Below are 24,201 nucleotides of genomic sequence, written 5' to 3' on the forward strand. Positions count from 1 at the left end.
CAACAACCCAACAAACACCAACGTGTGTGGGTTTTCAGTAAGACACGCACATCATTCTGACCTCGCAACCACCATCCACACACACCCCCACACTCGTGTGCCGGGAGTGCATTGCACCCCACCACCAAAACACACACAGTTTTACACCCAGAAACGGGTGAATAAAGTTACGGCGGTCCATAGCGGCAGGGAAACGCCCGGTCCCATCCCGAACCCGGAAGCTAAGCCTGCCAGCGCCGATGATACTACCCACACGGGTGGAAAAGTAGGACACCGCCGAACACACATTAAGAATCGCCCCCCACCCCACGGTGGGGGGCGATTCTCATATTCACGTTTATTCAATAATGCATTCCCGAATTCCGCGATTATGTCGGCTTCGCGCCTGCCAGTATCCTTTGCGGGAGGGTAGGCAGAAAGGCACACGTGGTCGGAGACAGACAAGGCGGCGGCGAGCGTCGGCCGCGGCGTGCATCGGGCGGCCAGGGTCAGCGCCGGCAGTCAACTCCGCGCTCGGCCGGTCCCAACCGTGCGCGCGGAGCACAACAGCGCACCGATGACCAACGGGCATCAGACGTCCCGTTACTCGGTTCCGATATCGAGGCCAAGCAATTGGCGCCGGAGGTCCGGCGTGAACTGATCACCCTCGACAAGGCCACCGCGGATTTCGTTGCGCGCCACCTGGTTGCAGCGGGCAATCTCATCGATGAGGATCCTGATGCGGCGTTGGCGCACGCGCGTGCCGCGCGCAACCGGGCCGGGCGTATCGCCGCGGTCCGGGAGGCAGTGGGCATCGCTGCCTATCACGCCGGTGACTGGGCTCAGGCGCTCGCCGAGCTGCGCGCCGCCCGTCGGATGGGCAGCAAGTCGGCGCTGTTGCCGATGATCGCGGACTGCGAACGCGGCGTTGGTCGTCCGGAACGCGCCATCGAGCTGGCCCGTAGTGACGAGGCCGCCGCACTCACCGGCGATGACGCCGACGAATTGCGCATCGTGATCGCCGGAGCCCGGTCCGATCTGGGCCAGTTCGAACAGGCTCTCGCGATTCTCTCGACGCCGCAATTGGATCCGTCGAAAACCGGCCAAACGGCGGCGCGGCTGTTCTACGTCTACGCCGATACGCTGCTGGCGCTCGAGAGGCCGGACGAGGCGCTGCAGTGGTTCATCAATGCGGCTGCGGCCGACGTCGAGGGCGTCACCGACGCCGAGGACCGGGTCACGGAACTCGCCTGACGTGATGACGCTCGCCCGGCACGCGCGGCCGCGGTGGTCGTTGCCGTCCACGTCCATCGACTAGCGTGACAAGCGCTATGACTACCGATCCAGATCAGGTGCGGTCACTGGTGGCCGCGGTGCTCGCTCAGCTGCCGGAGATGAGCGACGCAGACGGCGCCGATGTGGCCATCGAGGAGATCGAGGCGGTGGCGTCCCGGCTGGAAGAAGCCCACGGAGTACTGGTGGCTGCACTCGAGTCGGTCGACAGAGGTGTGGCCGGCGGCAGCGCCGAGCCCGGTAGGTGAGTGGCGGTGGCTCGTCGGGCTCGTGTTGACGCCGAGCTGGTCAGACGCGGGCTGGCCCGGTCACGCCAGCAGGCGGCGGAACTGATCGCGGCAGGCCGGGTTCGTGTCGACGGCATGCCTGCTGCCAAGCCGGCGACAGCCATCACGGTCGACGCCAACATCGTCGTCGCCGAAAGCCAGGAGCGCAGCTGGGTGTCCCGCGGCGCACACAAGCTGATCGGCGCGCTGGACGCGTTCGGGCTGGACGTCTCGGGTCGGCGGTGCCTGGATGCCGGCGCCTCGACGGGAGGATTCACCGAGGTGCTCCTGGACCGGGGAGCGTCCGAGGTGGTCGCGGTGGACGTCGGCTACGGGCAGCTGGCCTGGTCTCTGCGCTCCGATGACCGCGTCCGGGTGATCGAACGCACGAACGTCCGTGAGCTGACGCCTGAGGCCATCGACGGGCAGGTGGATCTCGTCGTCGCCGACTTGTCCTTCATCTCGCTGGCGACTGTCCTGCCCGCGCTCACCGCGTGTGCCCGGCCCAGCGCCGATATCGTTCCCATGGTGAAGCCCCAGTTCGAGGTCGGTAAGGATCGCGTCGGGGCGGGCGGGGTGGTGTCCGACCCGCAATTGCGGGCCGAGGCGGTGTGTACGGTCGCACGCAGGGCCGCGGAACTGCACTGGCATGCTGTCGACGTGACGGCGAGCCCACTTCCCGGACCGTCGGGCAATGTCGAGTACTTTCTGCGGCTGCGCGCCGAAACAGATGAGCCGCTGCAGGGTGAATCGCTGGAACGGGCGGTACACCGGGCGGTCGAGGAGGGCCCGCAATGACCTGCGAGCGCACGATACTGCTGGTGGTACACACCGGACGGGATGAGGCCACCGAGGTCGCCCGCCGGGTCGAAAAGGTGCTGGGCGACAACGGGATCGGCCTGCGCGTGCTGTCGGCTGAAGCCGTCGACCGGGGGCCGCTGCACCTGGCTCCTGACGACATGCGCGCACTCGGCGTCGAGATCGAGGTGGTCGACCCCGACGAACGCGCCGCCGAAGGCTGCGAGTTGGTGCTGGTGCTGGGTGGCGACGGCACCTTCCTGCGGGCCGCCGAGTTGGCGCGCAATGTGGAGATCCCGGTGCTCGGGGTCAACCTCGGGCGGATCGGCTTCCTCGCCGAAGCCGAAGCCGAGCACATCGACCACGTGCTCGACCATGTCGTCAACCGGGCCTACCGAATCGAGAACCGGATGACCCTCGACGTGTCCGTGCGCGTCGGGAACGACATCATCAACCGAGGCTGGGCACTCAATGAGGCGAGCCTCGAGAAGGGGCCCCGGCTCGGCGTACTCGGCGTCGTTCTCGAAGTCGACGGTCGGCCGGTATCGGCGTTCGGTTGTGACGGGGTTCTGGTCTCCACGCCCACCGGGTCCACGGCATACGCGTTCTCTGCGGGCGGTCCGGTGCTGTGGCCGGACCTGGAGGCAATCCTGGTGGTACCCAACAACGCCCACGCATTGTTCGCTCGACCGATGGTCACCAGCCCGGATGCGTCGATCGCCATCGAGATCGAGGCCGGCGGTCACGACGCCCTGGTGTTCTGCGACGGCCGCCGGGAGATGGTGATACCGGCCGGCGGCCGGTTGGAGGTGACCCGATGCGGGACGCCTCTGAAGTGGGTCCGGCTCGACAGCGCACCGTTCACCGACCGGCTCGTGCGCAAATTCCAACTGCCGGTCAGAGGCTGGCGGGGGAAATAGGCACGTGCTAGCTGAGATCCGAATCGAATCGCTCGGCGCGATCAGCGCTGCCACCGCCGAGTTCGACCGTGGACTGACCGTGTTGACCGGTGAGACCGGCACGGGCAAGACCATGGTGGTCACGGGCCTGCATCTGCTCGGCGGTGCTCGCGCCGATGCCACCCGGGTGCGGTCGGGCGCCGACCGAGCCGTCGTCGAAGGGCGTTTCAGCACCACCGAACTGGGCGCCGACGTGGCACTGCGGGTCGACGAGCTGCTGGAATCGTCTGGCGCCGACCGCGACGACGACGGAACGGTGATTGCCGCGCGTTCGGTCAGTCGGGCGGGGCCGTCACGGGCGTATCTCGGTGGCCGCAGCGTGCCGGCGAAGTCGCTGAGCAGTTTCACCGCCGAAGTGCTGACACTGCACGGACAGAACGATCAGTTGCGATTGATGCGTCCGGACGAGCAGCGCGTGGCGTTGGACCGGTATGCCGACGTCGACAAGCTGTTGGCACGGTATCGCCGTATCCGCGAGGAATGGCAGCTTGCCCGTAAGGACCTGGTAGACCGTCGGCAGCGGGCCCGCGAACTCGCCCAGGAGGCGGACCGGCTGAGCTTCGGGATCAACGAAATCGACGCAGTGGCACCGCAGCCCGGTGAGGACGAGGCCATCGTCGCCGACATTCGACGGCTCTCGGAACTCGATGCCCTGCGGGAGGCCGCGCAGACGGCACGGGTGGCGCTGTCCGGTGCGCTCGACGATCCGTCACCGGACGCGGTGTCGGCGACTGACGGTGTGGGACAGGCGAAGTCGGCGCTCGAGTCCACCGATGACGCATCACTGCAAGCGCTGGGCGTGCGGTTGGCCGAAGCGGTCGTGGTGATCAGCGACGTCGCCGCTGAACTCGGTCACTATCTGGACGAATTGCCCAGCGACGCAAGCACATTGGAAACCAAGCTGGCGCGGCAGGCGGAGCTGCGCACATTGACCCGAAAATATGCGGCCGATATCGACGGCGTGCTGGCCTGGGCCCGCGACGCCGCCGACCGACTGGCGCAGTTGGACGTGTCCGAGGAGACGTTGGCCACGTTGGAGCGCCGCGTCGGCGCACTGGAAGGCCAGGTGGTGGCGGCCGCAGGCGAGCTGACCAAAGTCAGGGTCAAGGCCGCCAAGGGGCTGGCCAAGGCGGTTACGGCAGAACTGGCCGGCCTGGCCATGGCCAACGCGATCTTCAGCATCAACGTGACCCCGATGCCCGCGCGGGCTGACGACTCCTCACCGGTGACGCTGCCGGACGGGACCGTCGTGCACGCCGGGCATGACGGGGTCGATGCCGTCGAGTTCGGCTTCACCGCGCACCGAGGCGCCGATGTTCTCCCGTTGACCAAGAGTGCGTCGGGCGGTGAGCTGTCGCGCGTCATGCTCGCCCTCGAGGTGGTGCTGTCGGCATCCGCCGAGGGCACCACGATGGTGTTCGACGAGGTCGACGCCGGTGTGGGCGGGCGCGCGGCAGTGCAGATCGGCCGCCGGTTGGCGCGCCTGGCTCGGACCCATCAGGTCATCGTCGTCACCCACCTCCCACAGGTGGCGGCCTACGCCGACGCCCATCTGCTCGTCGATGCCGGTGACGGGCGGCGCAAGTCCAGTGGCGTGCGGCGTATCGACGACGACGAGCGGGTCGCCGAGCTGGCCAGGATGCTGGCGGGTCTCGGGGAGTCCGACAGCGGCAGGGCCCACGCCAGGGAACTGCTGGAGGCGGCGCAGCAGGAGCGCAGCGCACCGTAACCGCTCAGGTTGGGTTGGCCGGCGAGAGTTCAGCGACGCCCCAACGCAACGGGCTCACATTGCTGAGCTCCACTGCTTCGGTCAGTGTGAAGTCGATCCAGCACTGGGCGCCCGGCGCGGCGGGCCCGTCCCAGACGATCCCGGCGGTTCCGGTCAGCTGCAGAGTGGCGCCCGTGTGCCAGTCCGGTATCAGCAGACCGCAGCGTGGATTGGCGCTGATGTTGCCGAGCGTCATGAACATCGAGTTGCCCCGGTAATCGGGCCAGCGCAATCGCGTCGGCGAAAGTACCTGCAGGAAACCGGGATTGCCGCCGCGGTGGGACGCATCGGTGTTCCCTTCGAGGTCGGCGGACCCGATGAAGAACGTATCGCGTGCGGCGATCGTGGTGCGCTGAGTCGCGGAGAGTTCTGCCGCGCGGCGCAGTTGCGGTACGACGGTCGCCGGCTGCACCGCCTCGACGCGGCGGCGCGTGATGTATTTCGGGCAGTTCGAGTACACCTGCTCGGTACGGATGCGCACCCCACCGTCGATCGGTTCGGCTGTCCCGTTGACGCGCATCCGCCGTCGCGTCTGCGGCTGGACGGCGATCAGGCCCACTGGGCGCGTGCGCTGCAGGGCATCGCGCAGCGGGTCGCCGGCAGCGGGGAGCCCGCCGATGGTGATGGTTCGCGTGTCGTCGGCGCGCACGAAGCCTGGCGGCCCGGCGATCAGGCTGGTCCACATTCGGCCGGCGTCGTCGGCGGCGGCCAGCACGATCTGGGGTTGTTCCACCAGAAATGCGGCCGCGGCAGCAGGAATCTCGTGGCGAACCATCTTGCCGACGCGCTCGGCGATTGCGGTCTGACCCATGCGCTGCTGTACCGCGAGCTCGCCCCGGTGATAGAGACCGGTCACCGTAGCCGACTCAGAAGAAGCCGCAGGTGGGGGCAGAACCGGTAGGCGCGGGGGCGTGCTCTGCGCCGCTGGGTGCGTACACCTCGAGCCGGATGCCGTCGGGGTCGGTGAAGAAGATGGCGCCCGATGCGGTGCCTTCCCCGTGGGCGACGACCCCGTCGTGGGCGAAGTGGACGCCGCGCTCTTTGAGGACCGATTCCACTGCACGCACCGCGTCCAGGCTGTCGACCTCGAACGACAGGTGATGCAGGCCAGGCGTATTCGCCGAGAACGAGCCGTCGCTCTGCTGCCAGAGGGTCAGCCGCAAGACGCCCTCGGAGCCGAGGAACGCGTACCGGCGCTCGCCGTCGGCACTGATGCCGAGCGGTTCGAAGCCCAGAGCCCGTCGATAGAAGTCGACGGACCGCTCGAGGTCGGTGACGTTGAGGCCGACATGGCCGGTGGCGAGGCGGGGGGTGATGGCGGTGGTCATCGCGCTCCTCCAAGAGGTGTAACCGATAAACTGACAAACGAAGGTTAGGCATGATCTCGATCGGGTGTCAACCGGTTAAACTTATTTTAGTGGTTAGCTGGTCGGGGCTCGGTTCGCTGCGGAAGGAGGCGGGTTAGTGTCGGGTATGCGCGATCCGCGCCCTCACCTCGGCGAACCCCTCGCGCTGGACCTGTTGAACACGCGATGGATGTCGAGCGACGGCCCCCAAGATCTGTTGTCCGATCTGGACGGCGTGCGGTGCTGGCTGACGACCAACCACCTCGCCGACCGCTGCCAGGCCGACGAAGACGTTCGCGAGGCCCTCGTGGTCACGCGCGAGGCGATCCTGGCGGTGGTCGAGCGCCGGTCCACAGATGATTTCAATGCCGTGCTCGACCGTGGCCGCATTCGGCGGACGCTTACCGAATCCGGGCCGCAGGAGCTGGCCGACGTGCCGCAGCCGTGGCTCGCGGCTTGGCTGGCTGCCGACAGTCTGTTGAGCCTGCTCGGCGAGGCGCCCGATCGCATCAAGCAGTGTGCGCACCCGCACTGCATCTTGTGGTTCCACGACACCTCGAAGAACGGCGCGCGGCGGTGGCATTCGATGGCGGTGTGCGGTAATCGGGCGAAGGCTGCGCGGCACTACGCCGCGAAGCGCGATTGAGACCGTTTGGCTGTTACGGATGTGACTGAAGGTCACTTCTGAGGCTGGTGTTACGGCGCGCCTCCATGGCTTGCCCGTTGATCCCCGACAGAATCGGCGCATGAAGATGTCAGCGCTGCTTGCCCGCAATGCCAGTTCGCGCCCGGGGATCACGGGAACTGCCCGGGTGGACCGCGACATCGATCGGTTGCTTCGCCGGGTGGGAGCCGGGGACATTGTCGTGCTCGACGTTCAGGATCTCGACCGGATCACCGCAGACGCGCTGGTCGAGGCCAATGTCGCCGGGGTCGTCAACGCATCCCCGTCGATCTCCGGCCGCTATCCCAACCTCGGCCCAGAGGTGCTGGTCGCCAACGGCGTGGTCCTGATCGACGAGGCCGGCCCCGAGGTCTTCAAAAAGATCAAAGACGGCGCGCGGGTGCGGTTGAACAACGGCGGTGTGTACGCCGGCGACCGGCGTCTCGCCCTCGGCACCGAGCGCACCGACCATGAGATCCACGACCTCATGCATGAGGCCAAAAGCGGTCTGGTGGCGCATCTCGAGGCCTTCGCCGGCAACACCATCGAGTTCATCCGCAGCGAGAGCCCTCTGCTCATAGACGGCATTGGCATCCCGGATGTCGACGTCGACCTGCACCGCAGGCACGTGGTGATCGTCGCCGAGGAACCAAACGCTGCCGCGGACCTGAGGGGCCTCAAGCCGTTCATCAAGGAGTACCAGCCGGTTCTCGTCGGTGTCGGGGTCGGCGCCGACGTCCTGCGCAAAGCCGGGTACCGGCCTGCGCTCATCGTCGGCGACCCGGACAAGCTGAGCGTGGAGGTGCTGCGCTGCGGCGCCCAGGTGGTGCTGCCCGCCGACGCCGACGGTCACGCCGCCGGACTGGAGCGCATCCAGGATCTCGGGATCGGCGCGATGACCTTCCCGGCCGCCGGGTCGGCCGCCGACCTCGCGCTACTGCTGTGCGACCACCACGGCGCCTCGCTGATCGTCACCGCCGGTCACGCCGCCAACATCGAGGAGTTCTTCGACCGCTCCCGGCAGGCCAGCAACCCGTCGACCTTCCTCACCCGGCTGAAAGTGGGGGAGAAGCTGGTCGACGCCAAGGCGGTCGCGACGCTCTACCGCAGCCGGGTCTCCGGCGGTGCGATCGCGCTGCTGGTGCTGGCCATGCTGGTGGCCGTCATCGTCGCGCTGTGGGTGTCGCGGGCCGACGCCGCGGTGCTCGACTGGGCGGCCAACTATTGGCACCAGTTCGTCACCTGGGTGCAGGGCCTGGTCAGCTAGTCGACGGTTGAGCTGTGATTTCCCTACGCGCACACGCGATTTCATTGGCGGCGGTGTTTCTCGCGCTGGCCATCGGGGTCGCCCTCGGGTCCGGACTGCTGTCCAATACGGTGCTGTCCGGTCTGCGTGACGACAAACAGCAGCTTGCTCACCAGATCGACTCGCTCACCGAGGACAAGAACGCGCTCAACCAGAAGCTCACCGCCGCAGGCGAATTCGATGCGCAGCTGGCCCCGCGGATGGTGCGCGACGCGCTTAAGGACAAGTCCGTTGTGGTATTCCGCACGCCCGACGCCGCCGACGGCGATGTCGACGCAATCGCGCGCATCATCGGACAGGCCGGCGGTACCGTCAGCGGCGCGGTGTCGATGACCAAAGAGTTCGTCGAGGCCAACTCGGCCGACAAGCTGCTCTCGGTGGTCAACTCGCCCGTGGTGCCCGCGGGCAAGCAGCTCAACACCGTCGCCCTCGACCAGGGCTCGCAGGCCGGCGATCTGCTCGGGATGGCGCTGCTGATCGACAGGAACCCGACGGTGCCTCCGGTCGACGACACTTCACGCAACACCGTGTTGACCGCGCTGCGCGATACCGGGTTCCTGAGCTACAACGGCCACGTCGGCGCCGCCAACACCGCGGTGATCGTGACGGGAGGTCCGCTGGGCGACGACGGCGGCAACCGCGGGACCACGGTCGCGCGGCTGGCCGCCGGGCTGGCCCCGCACGGATCCGGTGTCGTCCTGGTCGGTCGGGACGGGTCGGGCTCGGGCACGGGCCCGGTCGCCGTCGTCCGGTCCGATGCGGGTCTCACCGCCGCCGTCAGCACTGTCGACGACGCCGACACCAGTGCCGGTCAGATCACCACCGTGTTGGCGCTCGGCGAGCTCGCCGCCGGCGGGCGCCCAGGTCAGTACGGCACGGGCCGTGGTGCGGCGTCGGTCACCCTGCCGCAGTAGCGGCCCGTATTCATTTGCTCACGTCCGCGGTGCCCAATTGCTCCTCACGTCCGCGGTGCGTCTGCGACAGCTTGTCCGCGACGGTGTTAAGGTGAGATTCCGTGGGTCGGCAGGCCCCAGGCCAGTTCGGCGATCCCCTGCCCGTCGTCACGGAGGTTGTTTTTGCCCCCCTTACGCAAGCACCCGCAAACCGCCACCAAGCATCTTTTTGTCACCGGTGGTGTGGTGTCATCGCTCGGAAAGGGTCTGACCGCATCCAGCCTGGGTCAGCTGCTGACCGCACGGGGACTGCAGGTGACCATGCAGAAGCTCGACCCGTATCTCAACGTCGACCCGGGCACCATGAACCCGTTCCAGCACGGCGAGGTCTTCGTCACGGAGGACGGCGCCGAAACCGACCTCGACGTCGGCCACTACGAGCGCTTCCTGGACCGCGATCTGTCGGGCTCGGCCAATGTGACCACGGGCCAGGTCTATTCGACGGTCATCGCCAAGGAACGCCGGGGTGAGTACCTCGGTGACACCGTCCAGGTGATCCCGCACATCACCGACGAGATCAAGAACCGCATCCTGGCGATGGCTGAGCCCGACGCCCGGGGGCAGCGGCCCGATGTGGTGATCACCGAGATCGGCGGCACGGTCGGCGACATCGAATCGCAACCGTTCCTGGAGGCGGCCCGGCAGGTCCGTCACGACGTGGGTCGCGACAACGTCTTCTTCCTGCACGTGTCGCTGGTGCCCTACCTCGCGCCGTCCGGTGAACTGAAAACCAAACCCACCCAGCATTCGGTGGCCGCGTTGCGCAGCATCGGTATCACCCCCGACGCGTTGATCCTGCGCTGTGATCGCGACGTGCCCGAACCGCTGAAGAACAAGATCGCGCTGATGTGCGACGTCGACGTCGACGGGGTGATCTCCACGCCCGATGCTCCGTCGATCTACGACATCCCCAAGGTGCTGCACCGCGAGGAACTCGACGCCTATGTGGTGCGCAGGTTGAACCTGCCCTTCCGGGACGTCGACTGGACGGAGTGGGACGATCTGTTGCGTCGCGTCCACGATCCGCAGGAGACCGTGCGGATCGCCTTGGTGGGCAAGTACATCGACCTCTCCGATGCCTACCTGTCGGTAGCCGAGGCGCTGCGCGCAGGCGGCTTCAAACACCGCGCCAAGGTGGAGATGCGGTGGGTGGCCTCCGACGATTGCGAGACGGACACCGGAGCCGCGGCGGCCCTGTCCGATGTGCACGGCGTGCTCATTCCGGGGGGATTCGGCATCCGCGGTATCGAGGGCAAGATCGGCGCCATCAGCTATGCGCGCAAGCGCGGGCTGCCGGTGCTGGGACTGTGTCTCGGGCTGCAGTGCATCGTGATCGAGGCCGCGCGGACCGTCGGCATCACCGGTGCGAACTCTGCCGAGTTCGACCCGGCCACGCCCGACCCGGTGATCTCCACGATGGCCGACCAGCAGGACGCGGTGGCGGGCGAGGCTGATCTCGGTGGCACCATGCGCCTCGGTGCCTACCCGGCGGTTCTGCAGGCGGGTTCAGTGGTCGCACAGGCCTACGGAGCGACCGAGGTGTCCGAGCGGCACCGGCATCGCTACGAGGTCAACAACGCCTACCGGGATCGCATCGCCAAGAGCGGTCTGCGGTTCTCGGGCACTTCGCCCGACGGTCACCTGGTCGAGTTCGTCGAGTACGCGCCCGAGGTCCATCCGTTCCTGGTGGGCACCCAGGCGCACCCGGAGCTCAAGAGCAGGCCCACCCGGCCGCACCCGCTGTTCGCCGCGTTCATCGGGGCGGCGCTGGCCTATAAGGCCGAGGAGCGACTGCCCGGCATGGACCTGCCAGAGTCGTACACCGAGGACACCGAGGGCGCTGACGAGTCGGTGGACAACTCCTTGGAGACATCGGAGATCCGTGGCTGAACACGACTTCGAGACGCTCGCAAGCGAAACCGTTTACGTCGGAAAGATTTTCGCCCTGCGGGCCGATGAGGTCAGCATGCCTGGCGGCGGATCGGCCCGGCGTGAGGTGGTCGAGCACTACGGTGCAGTCGCCGTGGTCGCGCTCGACGACGACGGCAATGTGGTGCTGGTGTACCAGTACCGGCACCCGCTGGGCCGGCGGCTGTGGGAGCTGCCCGCCGGCCTGCTGGATCTCGGTGGGGAACCACCCCAGGTCACCGCGGCCCGCGAGCTCGAAGAGGAAGTCGGCCTGGTCGCCGAGAACTGGCGGGTACTCGTCGACCTGGACTCGACGCCCGGGTTCTCCGACGAAAGCGTGCGAATCTTCCTGGCCACCGGCCTGAGTCACACCGACCGGCCCGAGGCGCACGACGAAGAAGCCGATATGCGCGCGGAACGGGTTCCGTTGGCACAGGCGGTATCCCGGGTGTTCTCCGGTGAGATCGTGAATTCCATTGCGGTGGCCGGGATTCTGGCCGCTCACACGATGGCGGATATGGATTCGTTGCGTACGGTCGATGCACCGTGGACTGACCGGCCGACGGCATTTCGGCGGCGCAAAGGCCTGCAGTGACGCTGTCGTCTCCGCTTCGCCCAAGCGGCTCATCGGCCTCGTCTCCTCTTCGCGCAAGCGGCTCATCGGCCTCACCGACCGTGCTGGAGACCCAGATCCGCAGCTACCTCGACCATTTGACGGTGGAGCGGGGAGTGGCGGCCAATACGCTGAGCTCCTATCGGCGTGACCTGCGGCGGTACGCCGAGCATCTACACCGGTGTGGCATCGAAGACCTGGCCAAGGTGGCCGAGTCCGACGTCAGCGACTTCCTCGTCGCGTTGCGTCGCGGGGACCCGGACGCCGGTCAGGCCGCGCTCTCGGCGGTGTCGGCGGCGCGGGCAGTGGTCGCGGTCCGCGGCCTGCACCGATTCGCCACCGCCGAAGGCCTCACCGAGCTCGATGTGGCCCGGGAGGTTCGGCCGCCCACCCCCAGCCGCCGCCTGCCGAAGAGCTTGACGCTCGACGAGGTGCTCGCGCTGTTGGACGCCGCAGGCGGCGAGAGCGAGGCGGACGGTCCGCTGACGCTGCGCAACCGCGCGCTGCTGGAGTTGCTGTACTCGACCGGGGCCCGCATCTCCGAAGCGGTCGGGCTCGATGTCGACGACATCGACAGCCACAACCGATCGGTGTTGCTGCACGGCAAGGGCGGCAAGCAACGGCTCGTGCCGATCGGCCGCCCGGCGGTCAGCGCCCTCGACGCCTATCTGGTGCGTGGTCGGCCTGATCTGGCACGCCGCGGTCGCGGCACCCCCGCGATCTTTCTCAATGCTCGCGGCGGCCGGCTGTCGCGCCAGAGCGCTTGGCAGGTGTTGCAGGACGCGGCCGAGCGCGCCGGGATCACCTCCGCGGTGTCACCGCACACGCTGCGGCACTCGTTCGCGACGCACCTGCTCGACGGCGGCGCCGACGTGCGCGTCGTACAGGAACTCCTCGGGCACGCTTCGGTGACCACCACGCAGATCTACACCATGGTCACCGTGCACACTCTGCGCGAGGTGTGGGCCGGTGCGCATCCGCGGGCCCGCTAGCCGCGCAGGAGTTCGGACTCCAGCATCAGATCGCGCAGCAGGGTCTGGTACTCGCCGTGGGTCTTGTGCTCGACGGTATTCCACCGCCTGCCTTGTTCGGCGCGCATGTACGCCAGGTAGTCCGGTGCGCCGGGAAGTTTGACGTTGTCGGCGACCACGATCGCGCCGCAGCCTCTGTTGCCCGTCGCTTCCGCGGAGCGCAGCCAACCCCGGTCCAGCACACTGTGCAGGTCGGCCAGATATGCGCTCTTGTCGTGGTCGATGAACATGAAATCGAGTGTGCCCGTGTCGAATCCGTGCTGCGCGAGGGTGTCCAGGGTGGCTCCGCCGTCGCCGATGGTCCCCACCACGCACGTGATGCGGTCGGCCAGTCCGGCGTGAGCCCAGATGCTGCGGGCGATCTCGGCGTTCGCCGCGGCCAGTTCGATCGAGAACACCCGCGCCGCAGGGGCCGCCCGGGCGATCCGCAGGGCGCCGTAGCCGCAGTAGGTGCCCAACTCCAGCGCGAGCCGTGGCTGTGCGCGGGCCACCGCGGCGTCGAGCAGCGCGCCCTTCTCGTCGCCCACGTTGATCAGAAACGATTCCTCGTAGGCGAAGCGGTCGATGGTGGCGATGACGTCGTCGGGATCGCCGCGACGTGCGTTGGCCACGACGTAGCGGGCCGCTGCGGCTTCCCGGCCATCGCCGATCTGGCCGATGGTGAAGATGTTGCGCTGGTGTAATGCCATGCGCCAAAAGGACGTTCGGAGAAACGGAGCGTGGCGCTGCCAGCTCACAACCGCCCCATCCAGCTGTTGAACAGCCCTTCTGGATCGTATTTGGCGCGCAGTATGTCGAGCCGCGCCATGTTCTGATCGGTGGCGAACCGGGCGGGCCGTCTCCCGAGGTTCTCGTCGGCCAAGCCGACTCCGGTGGCCAGGTGCGCCATCGCCGCCATGTTGTCCCGGGGCCAGTCGCGGTAGCGCTCGTCGTCGGCCGGGTCCGGCCACACGGCGTAGAGCGCCATGTTGATCTCGTCCTCCAGTCCGTAGAACAACTCCTCCCGCGCCGGCGAGGGACTCCAGTTGTACATGAGGAAGTGCGACGGTGGTGGCGGCATCGTTTCGATGATTCGGTGAATGCCCGGCAACAGATCCTCAGCCGAGGCCGACGTCCACATATTGTCGGCGACGTAGCGGTGCCCGGTGGGGTAATTGCTCATCACCGCGCCATACCATCCGGTCAAATCGGTTGTGGTGTAGGGGAGCTTGACGATTGCGCGGTCGACGGCCGGGCAGCTGGACAGGATCGACAGGGCGGCTTCCGCCTCGGCTTCGGTGTCGGCGAACGCGGGGGAGGCCACCACGATGGTCGGGGTTTCGAGCCCGAGCGCGGGCAGATTGCGTGACGTGATGATCTGCAGTTCCACCCGGTCGTCGATTTCCGGGCTGACGCGACGCGCCCAGGTGAAGACATCGTCGAGCACTTCGACGGGGTAGATGTACAGACAGCTGCCGCATACCGCCGGACGGGGGTGCAGTTGGAGATGAAAAGCGGTCACCACAGCGAAGAACCCCGGGCCCGAACCGCGTGCGGCCCAGAACAAGTCGGAGTTCTCGTCAGCGTCGCAGTACAGCCGCTGGCCGTCAGCGGTGACGACGTCGATTCCGATGACGCTTTCACATGCCGGCCCGACCACTTTGCTGTTCCAGCCATATCCGCCCTGCAGCAGATACCCGCCGAGGCAGATGCCCTCACAGTGCCCGGCCGGGAAAAACAGGCCGAGCTTGTCGAGTTCGGCCGCCAGCTCGCTGCCGATCTTTCCCGGCCCGACCACGGCCGACATGCGTTCGGCGTCGATCACGCAGTGATCGAGGCGGCTGACGTCGAGCAGCGTGCCACCATCGCGCAGGTGACTGGCGGCCCAGCTGTGTCCGCCCGACACGATGCTGATGGGCCCGGGCGCACCGGTGACCGTCGCCACGACGTCGTCGACATCGTGGGCCTGAACGATCAGCTCGGGGTAGCGGTCGGGGACCAGACCGTTCCAGACGGAGGCACGGCGCGCCTCTTCATAGCCGTCAGCGCCTCGACGGAACTGCCGTGCATCTGTTGACATTTCACCTCCAGAACCGGCGGCGGACGGGTGGACTCAGTAGCGATCGATCACGTCGAGGTCAACCTCGCGTGCCGGGGCCACGGCGATTCCCCGCGCCACGCTGCGTGGCGCGGGACGGGCGCGGTCTCGCGCCGGCATCCGCAGCTCCAATGTCTTCATGATGATCGCAATCGCGATGGAAAGTTCGGAGTTCGCAAATGCTGCACCGATACACCGCCGATAGCCGCCGCCGAACGGCGCGAACTCGAACGGCGAGATGCGCGCGTCGAGGAATCGTTCGGGACGGAACAGCTCGGGATCGGTCCAGATTTCCGGGTTGAAATGTAGTGCATACAAGGCTATTCCGACGACATCGCCGGGAACACAGTCGGTGCCGCTGATAGTCAGGGGACCGGTCAGCCGCCGCAGCACGATCGGCACCGGCGGGTGCATGCGCAAGGCCTCCTTGATGACCGCACCCAGGTAGGGCAACGCGGCCATCTCGGCAGGGGTGTGCGCTTGGGCCACCTCGTCGGCGACCCGCTGCCGCAGCGACTCGTCGCGATAGATGTGGTACAGCGCCCACACCATCGACGTCGCGGTGGTCTCGTGGCCTGCGGCGAGCAGTGTCCTGAGCTGGTCGTGCATGCCCTGGCCCCGGCGCCCGCGACCGCAGTCATCGGTTGCGGACAACAGCACGTCGAGCATGTCGGCGCCGGCGCGGCCGCCGCGGGCCCGACTGTCCATGTCGTCGGAGAGCAGGCGGTCCAAGTCGTCGCGCAGCCTTAGCAAGCGAGCCCACGGGCCGTGGCCGCCGAGTTCTCGGCGCAGAGCGGGCACCAGCATCAGCGGCGCGGTGTTGGCTCGCATCAAAGCGGTGATCGCTTCGGTGTACATGGCACGGCGGTCGGGCTCGGCGACACTGAACACCACCCGGATGGCGATGTGCAGGGTGACGGCGACGGCCAACTGGCGCACGGCGATCGAGTCCCCGGGCCGTACGTTGCGGATCTCCTCGCATGTCGCCGAGGCGATGATGTCGCTGTACTTCTTGACCCGCTCCCCGTGGAACGCAGGCATCAACAGGCTGCGTTCGCGGTGATGCTGCTCACCGGACAGCAGGATCAGCGATCCCGGCCCGACGACCGGCTCGATCGGATTCGGCGTTGGCGCCTCACACTGGGCCGCGGGCATCGTGAGGATGTCGCGTGCGGCATCGGCGGTACCGAAGAACTTCACCTCTCCGAGACCGGGAAAGGTCAGTACGAAGGGGCTGGGACCTGTGGCGTGACGGTGGAAGAACCCGACCGGATCGACCCCGGCAGCGGCCGCGCGGAGCAGACCGGCGGGTGACTTGATCAACTGAGTCTGCATTGCCGCAACCTTCCGGACAGGGTTTGGCAACGATCTGCATGATTGCGAAACCGTCTCATTTGGGTCACACACCGGTGCTCAGTGATCGGCTGCCTGGTGGTACTGGTTCGAGGTAGCCGGAATGGACACAAAATTGCGTGTCGATAACGGAGTTTGCGCGTGCCGACGGTTCCTTCGGCCGAGTTCTCGGTGCCGGGGCGCTGAACCCGAACAACGTCGACCTTGCCAGGTTTTCGCAGGTAGCGGCGGCAGGTGACGGTTCTGGGCAGCGGCCGAACGTCATGCCTGGGCGCGTCCGGCGGGTACGGCCCAGTGTTTTGCGCGCGCGTGTGGGCGCGGCTGTCGTCCGACAGTCCGCCGTGACGATTGAATTCGCGGAATTCGCCGCCGATTTGCCGCATGCAATAGGCAAGAAAATTTGCATTCCGGTTAATTTTATTTGTTTTGCGGGATTTGTCAAAATTAACGTAAGAAATGGTGAATTTGCACGGGGAAGTGCCGGGCCGGATGAATGCATAATTGTTGTCATTATTACCCTCACCTTCCCCTGTCGGATTGCCCGATCGGGCATCTGTGGTGATTTGCGAGATACAGGATGGCACACCTGTGGCACGTCGGGCAATCGTTAAGTCAGCAAATAATAGGAGGACATGCACCCTTGCCCGTTCGGGCGGCCGTTGGGCCTCGGTTCCCTGTCGTAAATAGTTCGCTCGGCGGGCCAAATGTACGCGAACTCTTCCCCTGGATCGGTGGTGGGTACCCGTCGGGCGCCATCCGAAACTGGGTCATCAATTTGAATCTGCACAGAATTCGCTGAAAAAGCCCTGCGCAGATGGTGTGCCATCGTTCAGGGCCTGCGCGCCGTCTCCGGCGTCAGGACTGCCGCATGGGGCTCGTAAGTCCTGAGCGATGCGGTTCGGTGCGGACTGCTGCCTGGTTGCGAGAACCTCCAATGATGCGATGTTTGCATGCGCAAATAGATCCCCGTATTCGGTGCTCAGCGCGGGTTACAGCGCATGTATGAAGTGCCTTCTGTTTAGGCGACTCCCGCCGTGGGAAGTATTGCTACCGATAGGTAAAGAGCCTGCTCGGTAGCGTGGCTCACCGATCTTGAAAGGAAGAGGTTACGACCAGATCTTTGCAGGCGAAACGATCGGAAAGTCGACGCTGTGTTTTCTCTTATCTGTGCATTGATGGCGTTGTATGTTGTTGCTCTCCGCGTCGTCGCGAACGGGGATCGCGACTGTCGCCGTTGTTTCACATCGCTGACCCGAGGGTGAAATATGGCCGTTTCAGCTAGAGGCGTATCTGAACGCCCAACCGTGTACCGCGTCGTCGACCACATCGTCGACTATCTGGCAGCGGGCGGGGTGTCCCATATATTCGGGGTGGACGGCGCCAACATCGAAGACTTGTACGACGCCGCATACTTCCGTGACGGCATCACCGCGGTGCTCGCCAAGCATGAATTCTCCGCGGCGACCATGGCTGACGGATACAGCCGCAGCGGAGCGGGTCTCGGCGTTGTCATGGCCACCTCGGGCGGCGGCTGCCTGAATCTGATCCCCGGGCTCGGCGAATCGCTCGCGAGCCGGGTCCCGGTCCTGGCGCTCGTCGGCCAGGCGCCGACCGCTCTCGACGGCCGCGGCAGCTTCCAGGACACGAGTGGGCGCGCAGGCTCGCTGAACGCCGAGGCGTTGTTCGGCTCGGTATCGGTGAGCTGTGAACGTGTGCTGCGGCCCGCCGACATCGTCACCGCACTACCCCGGGCCGTCGCCGCCGCGCGCACCGGCGGCCCTGCCGTATTGCTTTTGCCCAAAGATATTCAGCAACAACCGCTGGGTTTCAGCGGACCCAAGTCGCACAACGGCCAGGCGCTGGGACAACGGCAGGTGGGGGATCCGCATCCGTTGGTGCGCGCTCTGCGCAAGGCACACGGGCCGATCACGATCATCGCCGGCGAGCAGGTGGCCCGCGACGACGCGCGCGCCGAGCTCGAACAGCTGCGTTCGGTCCTGCGGGCACGTGTGGCCTGCGTTCCCGACGCGAAGGATGTCGCAGGCATTCCCGGTATGGGATCGTCGTCGGCGCTGGGGGTCACCGGGGTTATCGGGCACCCGGGAACGGTCGACGCGGTCGCGCAGAGTGCGGTGTGTCTGTTGGTCGGAACCCGAATGCCGGTGATGGCCCGGACCGGACTGGACGCCGCGCTCGGTGCGACGCGCACGCTGTCGATCGGGTCGGCCCCGCCGTACCTGCCGTGCACCCACGTGCACACCGAAGATCTGCAGGCCTCACTCAACCGGCTCACCCGCGCGCTCACCGGCCACGGCAGGCCGCTCGGCGTCCGAGTGCCGGATATGGTGCCGCACAACGAACTTGCCCCACCGGGGTGTTCCGACGAGGGCGTGCGCTACCGCGACGCGATGCTCGCGCTCGACCAGGCCCTTCCGGACGGGGTGAACATCGTCGTCGACGCAGGCAACACCGGCGCATCCGCGGTGCACTATCTGCCGGTGCGGCGCGGCGGGCGGTTCATCGTCGCGCTGGGCATGGGTGGCATGGGCTACAGCTTCGGCGCGGGAATCGGCATGGCGTTCGCCGATCGCAAGCGAACGGTGATCATCGCAGGCGACGGGTCCTTCTATATGCACGGGATGGAGTTGCACACCGCCATCCAGCACCGTCTGCCGGTGACCGTGGTGCTGTTCAACAACAACGCACATGCCATGTGCGTGACCCGTGAGCAGCTGTACTACGACGACCGCTACAGCTATAACCGGTTTTCACCGAGTCGGCTCGGCGCCGGTCTGGCGACGATGTTCCCGGGCCTGGCCTCCACCGACGTCACCACCATCGCCCGACTGCCCGCCGCGCTCGCCGATGCGTTGGATACCGACGGCCCGTCGGTCGTCAGCATCGAATGCTCTGCGGACGAAATCCCGCCGTTCGCACCATTTCTCACCGCGATCGGTGCTTCCTCAGCCCAGAACAACCAATCGACAGAACAGGAGGGCACGGTCAATGTCCCTGCCAGCGCTTGACGATATCGCCACCCATTCCGGCAGCTCCGAAGCCATTCCCGGGGTCCACCGCATCGAGACTTCGCCGCGGGACAAGGCGACCCCGATCATCCTGGAGATGATGCACTCGGTGTATCCCCACGACCAGGTGTTCGGTGAATACTGCACGGTCAACGACTACGTCGACTGCCCGCCCGACGAGCTGTACGAGTACCTCTCCGACACCCGCTGTCTCGAGGAATGGACGTACAGCTTGCGGGGTTTCGAGGAGATAGACGAGCCCGCGGACGTGAGGAGCAGCAACGGCGGAAGCTTGTGGCTGGCGTGGGACAAACTGGGCTCGGAGACCGAGATCTACACCAGGACGGTGGCCAACCCGGTGGCCCGGACCGTGGATTACCACTGCGCGTGGGATCAGGGCAAGCACCTGTGGATGATCTATCTGATGCGGGTCGTCGACGCGCAACTTGTGCTCAACAAGCCGGGATCGGTTGTGCTGTGGACCAATTGCCATCATCCGTTCTACGACCACAACGCCTATCCGGAGACGGCGCCTGCCGGCCGGCCGGTGTGGGTCGGTGACTTCTGGGACATGTTCGGTGCGGGGCATCTGCTGGAACTGCGGAATCTGAAGGCCATCGCCGAGTACCGGCACCACAACGGGCTGCCGATCACCCCGGATTGGATGCGGGAGTCCAACCGGCACAAGACAAGTGTCGGCTGATGGTGAGGACCACCCGCACCCCGGCCGTCAGCCTGCTCGATGTCGCGACCTACCTACCGGAGAACCGCGTGCCGGCGCAGTGGTATGCCGACCACGCGGAAACCGATACGTTGCGCGACAATCCAATGTTCGCGCCGCCGGAGTACCGCCATCATTCGGCATTCGAGGAATCCAACGTCGACATGATCGAGCGGGCCGTTTCGGCACTGACGGCCAGGCACGGCCGCGGCATGCTCGACGACGTCGACATCCTGCTGACGCATTCGCAGATGCCCGATCTACCGATCGTCGGTGCCGGCGGGGAGACAGCCGCCCGGCTGGGCATCAAGCCCAAGTGGATCCTCGATGTGCACAACGGCGGCTGCGCCGCTTTCGTGTACATGCTGAGCCTCGCGCGTCAGCTGCTGTGGTCCGGAGCGGGCCGTACCGCGTTGATCGCTGCTTCGGTCAACGCCGCAGGCAAGATCTTCGAACAGGATCAGGTCGTCAAGCTCGCACAGGCGTCGGTTCCCGGCGACGGGGCGGCGGTGGGCCTGGTTGCGCTCTCCGATCAGTCACCCGTCCTCGACATCGAATGCCGGTTCTTCGGTGAGAACGCGGTCGACATGACCCTCGACACCGATCCGCCGCGGAAGTGGTGGGAGGCCGGGCCGGGGCAGGGCTACGTCGGGTTCAACGAGGCCAAGATCATGAAGGTGCTCTCGCGCGGCAATCGCCAGGTGCCCCAAGTGGTCAAGGCGGTGTGCGAGCGGATCGGGGTGAAATCCAACGACCTCGACCTGCTGGTCACCAACCAGCCCAATCGGCTGCTGCTGCGCAACTGGGATGAAGCACTTGAACTTCCGCGGGAGCGGCATCGTGACACCTTCGGGCAGTGCGGCAATCTCTTCGCGGTCGGCATACCGGCCAACTTGGAGGCCGCGATCAACGACGGCGAGGTCAAGGACGGCGACGTCGTGATGATGGCGGGCTTCGCCCACGCCGGGGACTTCGCAGGCGCTGCCGCAATTCAATGGGGCGGGAGGCCACAATGACATCCCCTACGGAGCAGGCGCCGAGTCTGACCGCCGTGACCGACGACATCATCGCGATGATCAGGGCCGAGATGCCGACTCTCAAATTGACGGCGGAATCCTCGCTGCTTGACGGCGGATTGGATTCGCTGCGGGTGATGTCGCTGGTCCTGCGGATCGAAAACCGCTGGGAGATCGATCTGGACGCCGACGATGCCGATGAGCTGCTGACCGTCGGAGACCTCGGTCGGCTCGTGCTGCGGCGCATCATGGAGAAGCAGTCATGAAAGGCCCTGATGCCGTAATCCCGAAGCATGACACGCTTCCCGCTGCTCTGGCGGCCGCCGCGCACACCGACCTGAGCCTGTTCTTCGTCAACGCGAAAGAAGAGGACCAGCAGGTGCCCAAGGCGCTGGTCCAGGAGCGGGCCCTGTCGATCGCCGCGGATCTGATGAAACGCGGTGTGCGGAAAGGGGATCGGGTGGCACTTGTGTTGCCGACGTGCCCTGCGTTCGTCGACAGTTTTTTCGGGGTGCTGTGCGCGGGTGGTATTCCCGTGCCGCTGTACCCGCCGGTGCGGTTGGGCAAGATGGACGAATACCACCGCAGGACCGCGGCGATGCTACGGTCGGTCGATGCGACGCTGGTGGTGACCGACGAACGCATCCGCCGGCTTCTCGGTGTCGCAGTGGAGGCCGCAGCGCCTCGGCTGGGCTGCGTTACCGCATCGGATCTGGGGGGTGCTGACGCCGACCAGGTCGATGTGGCGCCCGACGACGTCGCATTGATCCAGTTCTCTTCGGGCACAACGCACGACCCCAAGCCGGTGGCGCTGACACACCGCAACCTGCTGTCCAATCTCGCCTCGATCGACAGCCGGCTCGCGGAGGAGGGGACCGCCACTCCGGTAGGCGTGTCCTGGCTGCCGCTGTACCACGACATGGGTTTGATCGGTAATCTGTTGTCGGTCTTCTACATTGAGGCGCCGCTTGTGCTGCTGCCGCCCGAGTTGTTCGTCACCACACCTGCCGCCTGGCTGCGGGCCATCTCGCGCTATCGGGGCACCTATTCGGCGGCGCCCAATTTCGCGTTCAACCTGTGTGTCAACCGGATCAAGGATGAAGAGCTCGACGGGGTGGACCTGTCGTCGTGGAGTGTGTGTTTCAACGGCGCGGAATCCGTCGTGGCCGCTGTGCAGCGTCGGTTCGCCGAGCGGTTCTCGCGATGGGGTTTCGATCCGCTGGCGTTGACGCCCTGCTATGGGATGGCTGAGGCCTCACTGGCCCTGACGTTCAAGCCGTCCAGGACCCCGTTCAGAACCTTTGGCGTGGAGGCCGACACCTTGGCCTACTCAGGACGCGTCGCGGCGGGACGCAAAGAGCTCGTGAGTGTGGGCCGGCCGCTGGCCGGGGTCGAGATCGAGATCCGTGACGACATGTCGCGAACGATGGACGCCGACAAGGTCGGCAGCATCTTCGTCAAGGGTCCCAGCGTGATGGCGGGGTACTTCGGTAGGCCCGATCTCACCGATCAGGCTTTGCACGAGGGCTGGCTTGACACCGGTGACCTCGGCTTCGTCCATGACGGCGAACTGTTCGTGTGCGGGCGGGCCAAGGACACGGTGATCATCCGAGGCGCCAACCACGCACCGCAGGACTTTGAGGCGGCACTGGACGGGCTGCCTGGGGTGCGTACCGGATGTGCGGTGGCGGTCGGCTATCTTCCGGCCGGCGAGGAGGAGGAAGCGCTGGCCCTGCTGGTCGAAACCACCTCCGAGGCACCGCCCAGCCTGGCGGGCGACGTATCCAAGCGGGTCTGGGAGCGTACCGGCATCCTGGCCAGTCATGTCGAGCTGCTCGCACCGGGAACACTGCCCCGGACGTCGAGCGGGAAGCTGCGCCGGCGGGAATCGGCCAGGCAATGGCAGGCCGGCACCCTCGCGGCGCCCAAGAAGGTGTCCGCCATGCGGTTGGTGTGGTACGCGGCGAAGGGGCAGGTGTCACTTGCCAAGGCCACCTATACCCGGCTGTCCGCCAACAAACGACCGGCTGATCGCGCTGTCGGCGCGGGTGGGAGGGAATCATGACTGTGGTCGCTGAATCACGACCGGTGCCGCGCGTCACCAAGCTTCCGCTGAACGCCGACATCGGCGCCCTGCCGATGGCAGTAGACCCGATGGCGTTGTCGCTCAACGAAAATCCGTACCCCCCGCTGCCGGCGGTGCGGTCCGCGCTGATCGAATCGATCGATGCGGCCAACCGATATCCGGAGTTCCTGCCCGAGCGATTGCGCCACCTCATCGCCGATCACATCGGGATCTCCGACGAGCAGGTCATCCTCGGGCCGGGCGCGACGGGCGTCATGCTGCAGGTGCTGCATGCCATCACCGACCCGGGCAACCGGATCGTCTTCGCGGATCCGACCTTCGAGGGGTATGCGATCATCTCGGCGATGGTCCGGATATCGCCGATCAAGGTGCCGCTCAACAGTTTCGGCCGCCACGATCTGGATGCCATGGCCGATGCGGCGTCGGAGGCCAAGGTGGTGGTGATCTGTCGGCCGCACAATCCCACGGGCACGGTGGAATCCGCGGCCAAACTGGACGCTTTCCTGCAACGCATCCCCAGTGACACCGTCGTGCTGATCGACGAGGCCTACGCGGAATTCGTCGGTCCGGACCACCGCATCGACTCGGTCGATCTGGTGCGCAGGTTCCCGAATGTCGTTGTGATCCGCACCTTCTCCAAGGCGTATGGGCTCGCCGGACTGCGCATCGGGTATGCGTTCGGCTCGCGCGAACTGGCTGCCAAACTGTGGGCGATGCAGCTGCCGTTCGGGATGAGCACCACCAGCCTGGTCGCGGTGGCTGCCTCGTATCGAGCGGAATCGCAACTACGGCAACGGATTCGACTGCTCACCTCGGAACGCCGCAACCTCCAGTCGCGGCTGCGGGGGATGGGTATCGCCAGTACCGAGGCCCATGCCAACTTCATCTACCTCCCCGCGAACGGCGTCCCGTGGCACGACGTGTTCGACGACGCGGGTGTGCGGGTCAAGCATTACCCCGACGGTGGCGTGCGCGTCACCATCGGTGGCAGGTCGTCAACCGGGGCGGTCCTGACCGCGCTGCGGAACAAGCTCTAGG

At 66.3% G+C, this 24,201-nt stretch carries 23 protein-coding genes and 1 rRNA gene; 19 read left to right on the plus strand and 5 right to left on the minus strand.

Annotated features, from left to right (window positions below):
• Window positions 1-168: 168 nt before the first annotated feature.
• The 6 genes from rrf to recN all read left to right on the plus strand — a co-directional run bounded on the left by rrf (window position 169) and on the right by recN (window position 5,024).
• A 5S ribosomal RNA gene (rrf, locus tag A5784_RS20550) occupies window positions 169-282 on the plus strand.
• 144 nt (window positions 283-426) lie between these two features.
• A complete protein-coding gene (locus A5784_RS20555) occupies window positions 427-1,233 on the plus strand; it encodes a tetratricopeptide repeat protein (RefSeq protein ID WP_082944971.1) in 807 nt (268 codons plus the stop codon).
• Window positions 1,234-1,310: 77 nt separating this feature from the next.
• Entirely contained in the window at window positions 1,311-1,520 is a 210-nt protein-coding gene (locus A5784_RS20560; protein ID WP_064946747.1) for a hypothetical protein, read from the plus strand.
• A gap of 6 nt (window positions 1,521-1,526) precedes the next feature.
• The gene (locus tag A5784_RS20565) at window positions 1,527-2,336 is read left to right on the plus strand and encodes a TlyA family RNA methyltransferase (RefSeq protein WP_064946796.1); all 810 of its coding nucleotides are present in this window, start codon (window positions 1,527-1,529) and stop codon (window positions 2,334-2,336) included.
• Window positions 2,333-3,256, plus strand: coding sequence for an NAD kinase (locus A5784_RS20570; RefSeq protein ID WP_064946748.1), 924 nt, complete (start codon window positions 2,333-2,335; stop codon window positions 3,254-3,256). Before A5784_RS20565 ends, A5784_RS20570 begins: the two co-directional genes overlap by 4 nt.
• A gap of 4 nt (window positions 3,257-3,260) precedes the next feature.
• Window positions 3,261-5,024: a DNA repair protein RecN gene (gene recN / locus A5784_RS20575; RefSeq protein ID WP_064946749.1), complete on the plus strand. Its 1,764-nt coding sequence runs from the start codon at window positions 3,261-3,263 to the stop codon at window positions 5,022-5,024.
• Between the two features lie 4 nt (window positions 5,025-5,028).
• Here the strand turns inward: recN and A5784_RS20580 are convergent, their stop codons facing one another.
• Window positions 5,029-5,874: a pyridoxamine 5'-phosphate oxidase family protein gene (locus A5784_RS20580; RefSeq protein ID WP_064946797.1), complete on the minus strand. Its 846-nt coding sequence runs from the start codon at window positions 5,872-5,874 to the stop codon at window positions 5,029-5,031.
• Between the two features lie 55 nt (window positions 5,875-5,929).
• The gene (locus A5784_RS20585; protein ID WP_064946750.1) at window positions 5,930-6,391 is read right to left on the minus strand and encodes a VOC family protein; all 462 of its coding nucleotides are present in this window, start codon (window positions 6,389-6,391) and stop codon (window positions 5,930-5,932) included.
• Window positions 6,392-6,536: 145 nt separating this feature from the next.
• Here A5784_RS20585 and A5784_RS20590 point away from each other — a divergent pair, with 145 nt between their 5' ends.
• From A5784_RS20590 to xerD, 6 genes are all read left to right on the plus strand, one after another.
• Window positions 6,537-7,055 (plus strand): CGNR zinc finger domain-containing protein, encoded by a 519-nt coding sequence (locus tag A5784_RS20590; RefSeq protein WP_064946751.1) that lies wholly within the window; start codon window positions 6,537-6,539, stop codon window positions 7,053-7,055.
• 100 nt (window positions 7,056-7,155) lie between these two features.
• Complete coding sequence (steA, locus tag A5784_RS20595) at window positions 7,156-8,340, plus strand: putative cytokinetic ring protein SteA (RefSeq protein WP_064946752.1); 1,185 nt, start codon at window positions 7,156-7,158, stop codon at window positions 8,338-8,340.
• A 14-nt stretch (window positions 8,341-8,354) separates the two neighbouring features.
• On the plus strand, window positions 8,355-9,293 hold the full coding sequence (locus tag A5784_RS20600; protein WP_064946753.1) for a copper transporter: 939 nt from the start codon (window positions 8,355-8,357) through the stop codon (window positions 9,291-9,293).
• Window positions 9,294-9,455: 162 nt separating this feature from the next.
• Window positions 9,456-11,222: a CTP synthase gene (pyrG, locus tag A5784_RS20605; RefSeq protein WP_064946754.1), complete on the plus strand. Its 1,767-nt coding sequence runs from the start codon at window positions 9,456-9,458 to the stop codon at window positions 11,220-11,222.
• Window positions 11,215-11,835 carry an NUDIX domain-containing protein gene (locus A5784_RS20610; protein WP_064946755.1) on the plus strand — a complete coding sequence of 207 codons (621 nt, stop codon included), beginning with the start codon at window positions 11,215-11,217 and terminating at the stop codon, window positions 11,833-11,835. Before pyrG ends, A5784_RS20610 begins: the two co-directional genes overlap by 8 nt.
• Window positions 11,836-11,918: 83 nt before the next feature.
• Window positions 11,919-12,845: a site-specific tyrosine recombinase XerD gene (gene xerD, locus A5784_RS20615; protein WP_064946798.1), complete on the plus strand. Its 927-nt coding sequence runs from the start codon at window positions 11,919-11,921 to the stop codon at window positions 12,843-12,845.
• Here xerD and A5784_RS20620 read toward each other — a convergent pair.
• The 3 genes from A5784_RS20620 to A5784_RS20630 are packed head-to-tail and all read right to left on the minus strand — an operon-like array spanning window position 12,842 to window position 16,296.
• Window positions 12,842-13,573: an O-methyltransferase gene (locus A5784_RS20620; protein WP_064946756.1), complete on the minus strand. Its 732-nt coding sequence runs from the start codon at window positions 13,571-13,573 to the stop codon at window positions 12,842-12,844. The genes xerD and A5784_RS20620 overlap by 4 nt on opposite strands.
• Before the next feature lie 44 nt (window positions 13,574-13,617).
• Window positions 13,618-14,943, minus strand: coding sequence for an FAD-binding oxidoreductase (locus A5784_RS20625; RefSeq protein ID WP_064946757.1), 1,326 nt, complete (start codon window positions 14,941-14,943; stop codon window positions 13,618-13,620).
• Window positions 14,944-14,976: 33 nt separating this feature from the next.
• Complete coding sequence (locus A5784_RS20630; protein ID WP_064946758.1) at window positions 14,977-16,296, minus strand: cytochrome P450; 1,320 nt, start codon at window positions 16,294-16,296, stop codon at window positions 14,977-14,979.
• 137 nt (window positions 16,297-16,433) lie between these two features.
• Here A5784_RS20630 and A5784_RS38390 point away from each other — a divergent pair, with 137 nt between their 5' ends.
• From A5784_RS38390 to A5784_RS20660, 7 genes are all read left to right on the plus strand, one after another.
• Window positions 16,434-16,925: a hypothetical protein gene (locus A5784_RS38390; RefSeq protein ID WP_156750682.1), complete on the plus strand. Its 492-nt coding sequence runs from the start codon at window positions 16,434-16,436 to the stop codon at window positions 16,923-16,925.
• Window positions 16,926-17,579: 654 nt separating this feature from the next.
• Window positions 17,580-19,340, plus strand: a complete 1,761-nt coding sequence (locus A5784_RS20635) for a thiamine pyrophosphate-binding protein (protein WP_064946759.1) — start codon at window positions 17,580-17,582, stop codon at window positions 19,338-19,340.
• The gene (locus tag A5784_RS20640) at window positions 19,321-20,043 is read left to right on the plus strand and encodes a hypothetical protein (protein WP_064946760.1); all 723 of its coding nucleotides are present in this window, start codon (window positions 19,321-19,323) and stop codon (window positions 20,041-20,043) included. The genes A5784_RS20635 and A5784_RS20640 overlap by 20 nt, the downstream gene beginning before the upstream one ends.
• Window positions 20,043-21,077 carry a 3-oxoacyl-ACP synthase III family protein gene (locus A5784_RS20645; RefSeq protein WP_064946761.1) on the plus strand — a complete coding sequence of 345 codons (1,035 nt, stop codon included), beginning with the start codon at window positions 20,043-20,045 and terminating at the stop codon, window positions 21,075-21,077. The genes A5784_RS20640 and A5784_RS20645 overlap by 1 nt, the downstream gene beginning before the upstream one ends.
• Window positions 21,074-21,343 carry a phosphopantetheine-binding protein gene (locus A5784_RS20650; protein WP_064946762.1) on the plus strand — a complete coding sequence of 90 codons (270 nt, stop codon included), beginning with the start codon at window positions 21,074-21,076 and terminating at the stop codon, window positions 21,341-21,343. The genes A5784_RS20645 and A5784_RS20650 overlap by 4 nt, the downstream gene beginning before the upstream one ends.
• Window positions 21,340-23,142 carry a fatty acyl-AMP ligase gene (locus A5784_RS20655; protein ID WP_064946763.1) on the plus strand — a complete coding sequence of 601 codons (1,803 nt, stop codon included), beginning with the start codon at window positions 21,340-21,342 and terminating at the stop codon, window positions 23,140-23,142. Before A5784_RS20650 ends, A5784_RS20655 begins: the two co-directional genes overlap by 4 nt.
• Window positions 23,139-24,200 carry a pyridoxal phosphate-dependent aminotransferase gene (locus A5784_RS20660; RefSeq protein WP_064946764.1) on the plus strand — a complete coding sequence of 354 codons (1,062 nt, stop codon included), beginning with the start codon at window positions 23,139-23,141 and terminating at the stop codon, window positions 24,198-24,200. The genes A5784_RS20655 and A5784_RS20660 overlap by 4 nt, the downstream gene beginning before the upstream one ends.
• The last annotated feature ends 1 nt before the right edge of the window (window position 24,201 follow it).

The sequence above is a fragment of the Mycobacterium sp. 852013-50091_SCH5140682 genome, assembly GCF_001665685.1.
In the GTDB taxonomy this organism is placed as follows: Bacteria; Actinomycetota; Actinomycetes; order Mycobacteriales; family Mycobacteriaceae; genus Mycobacterium.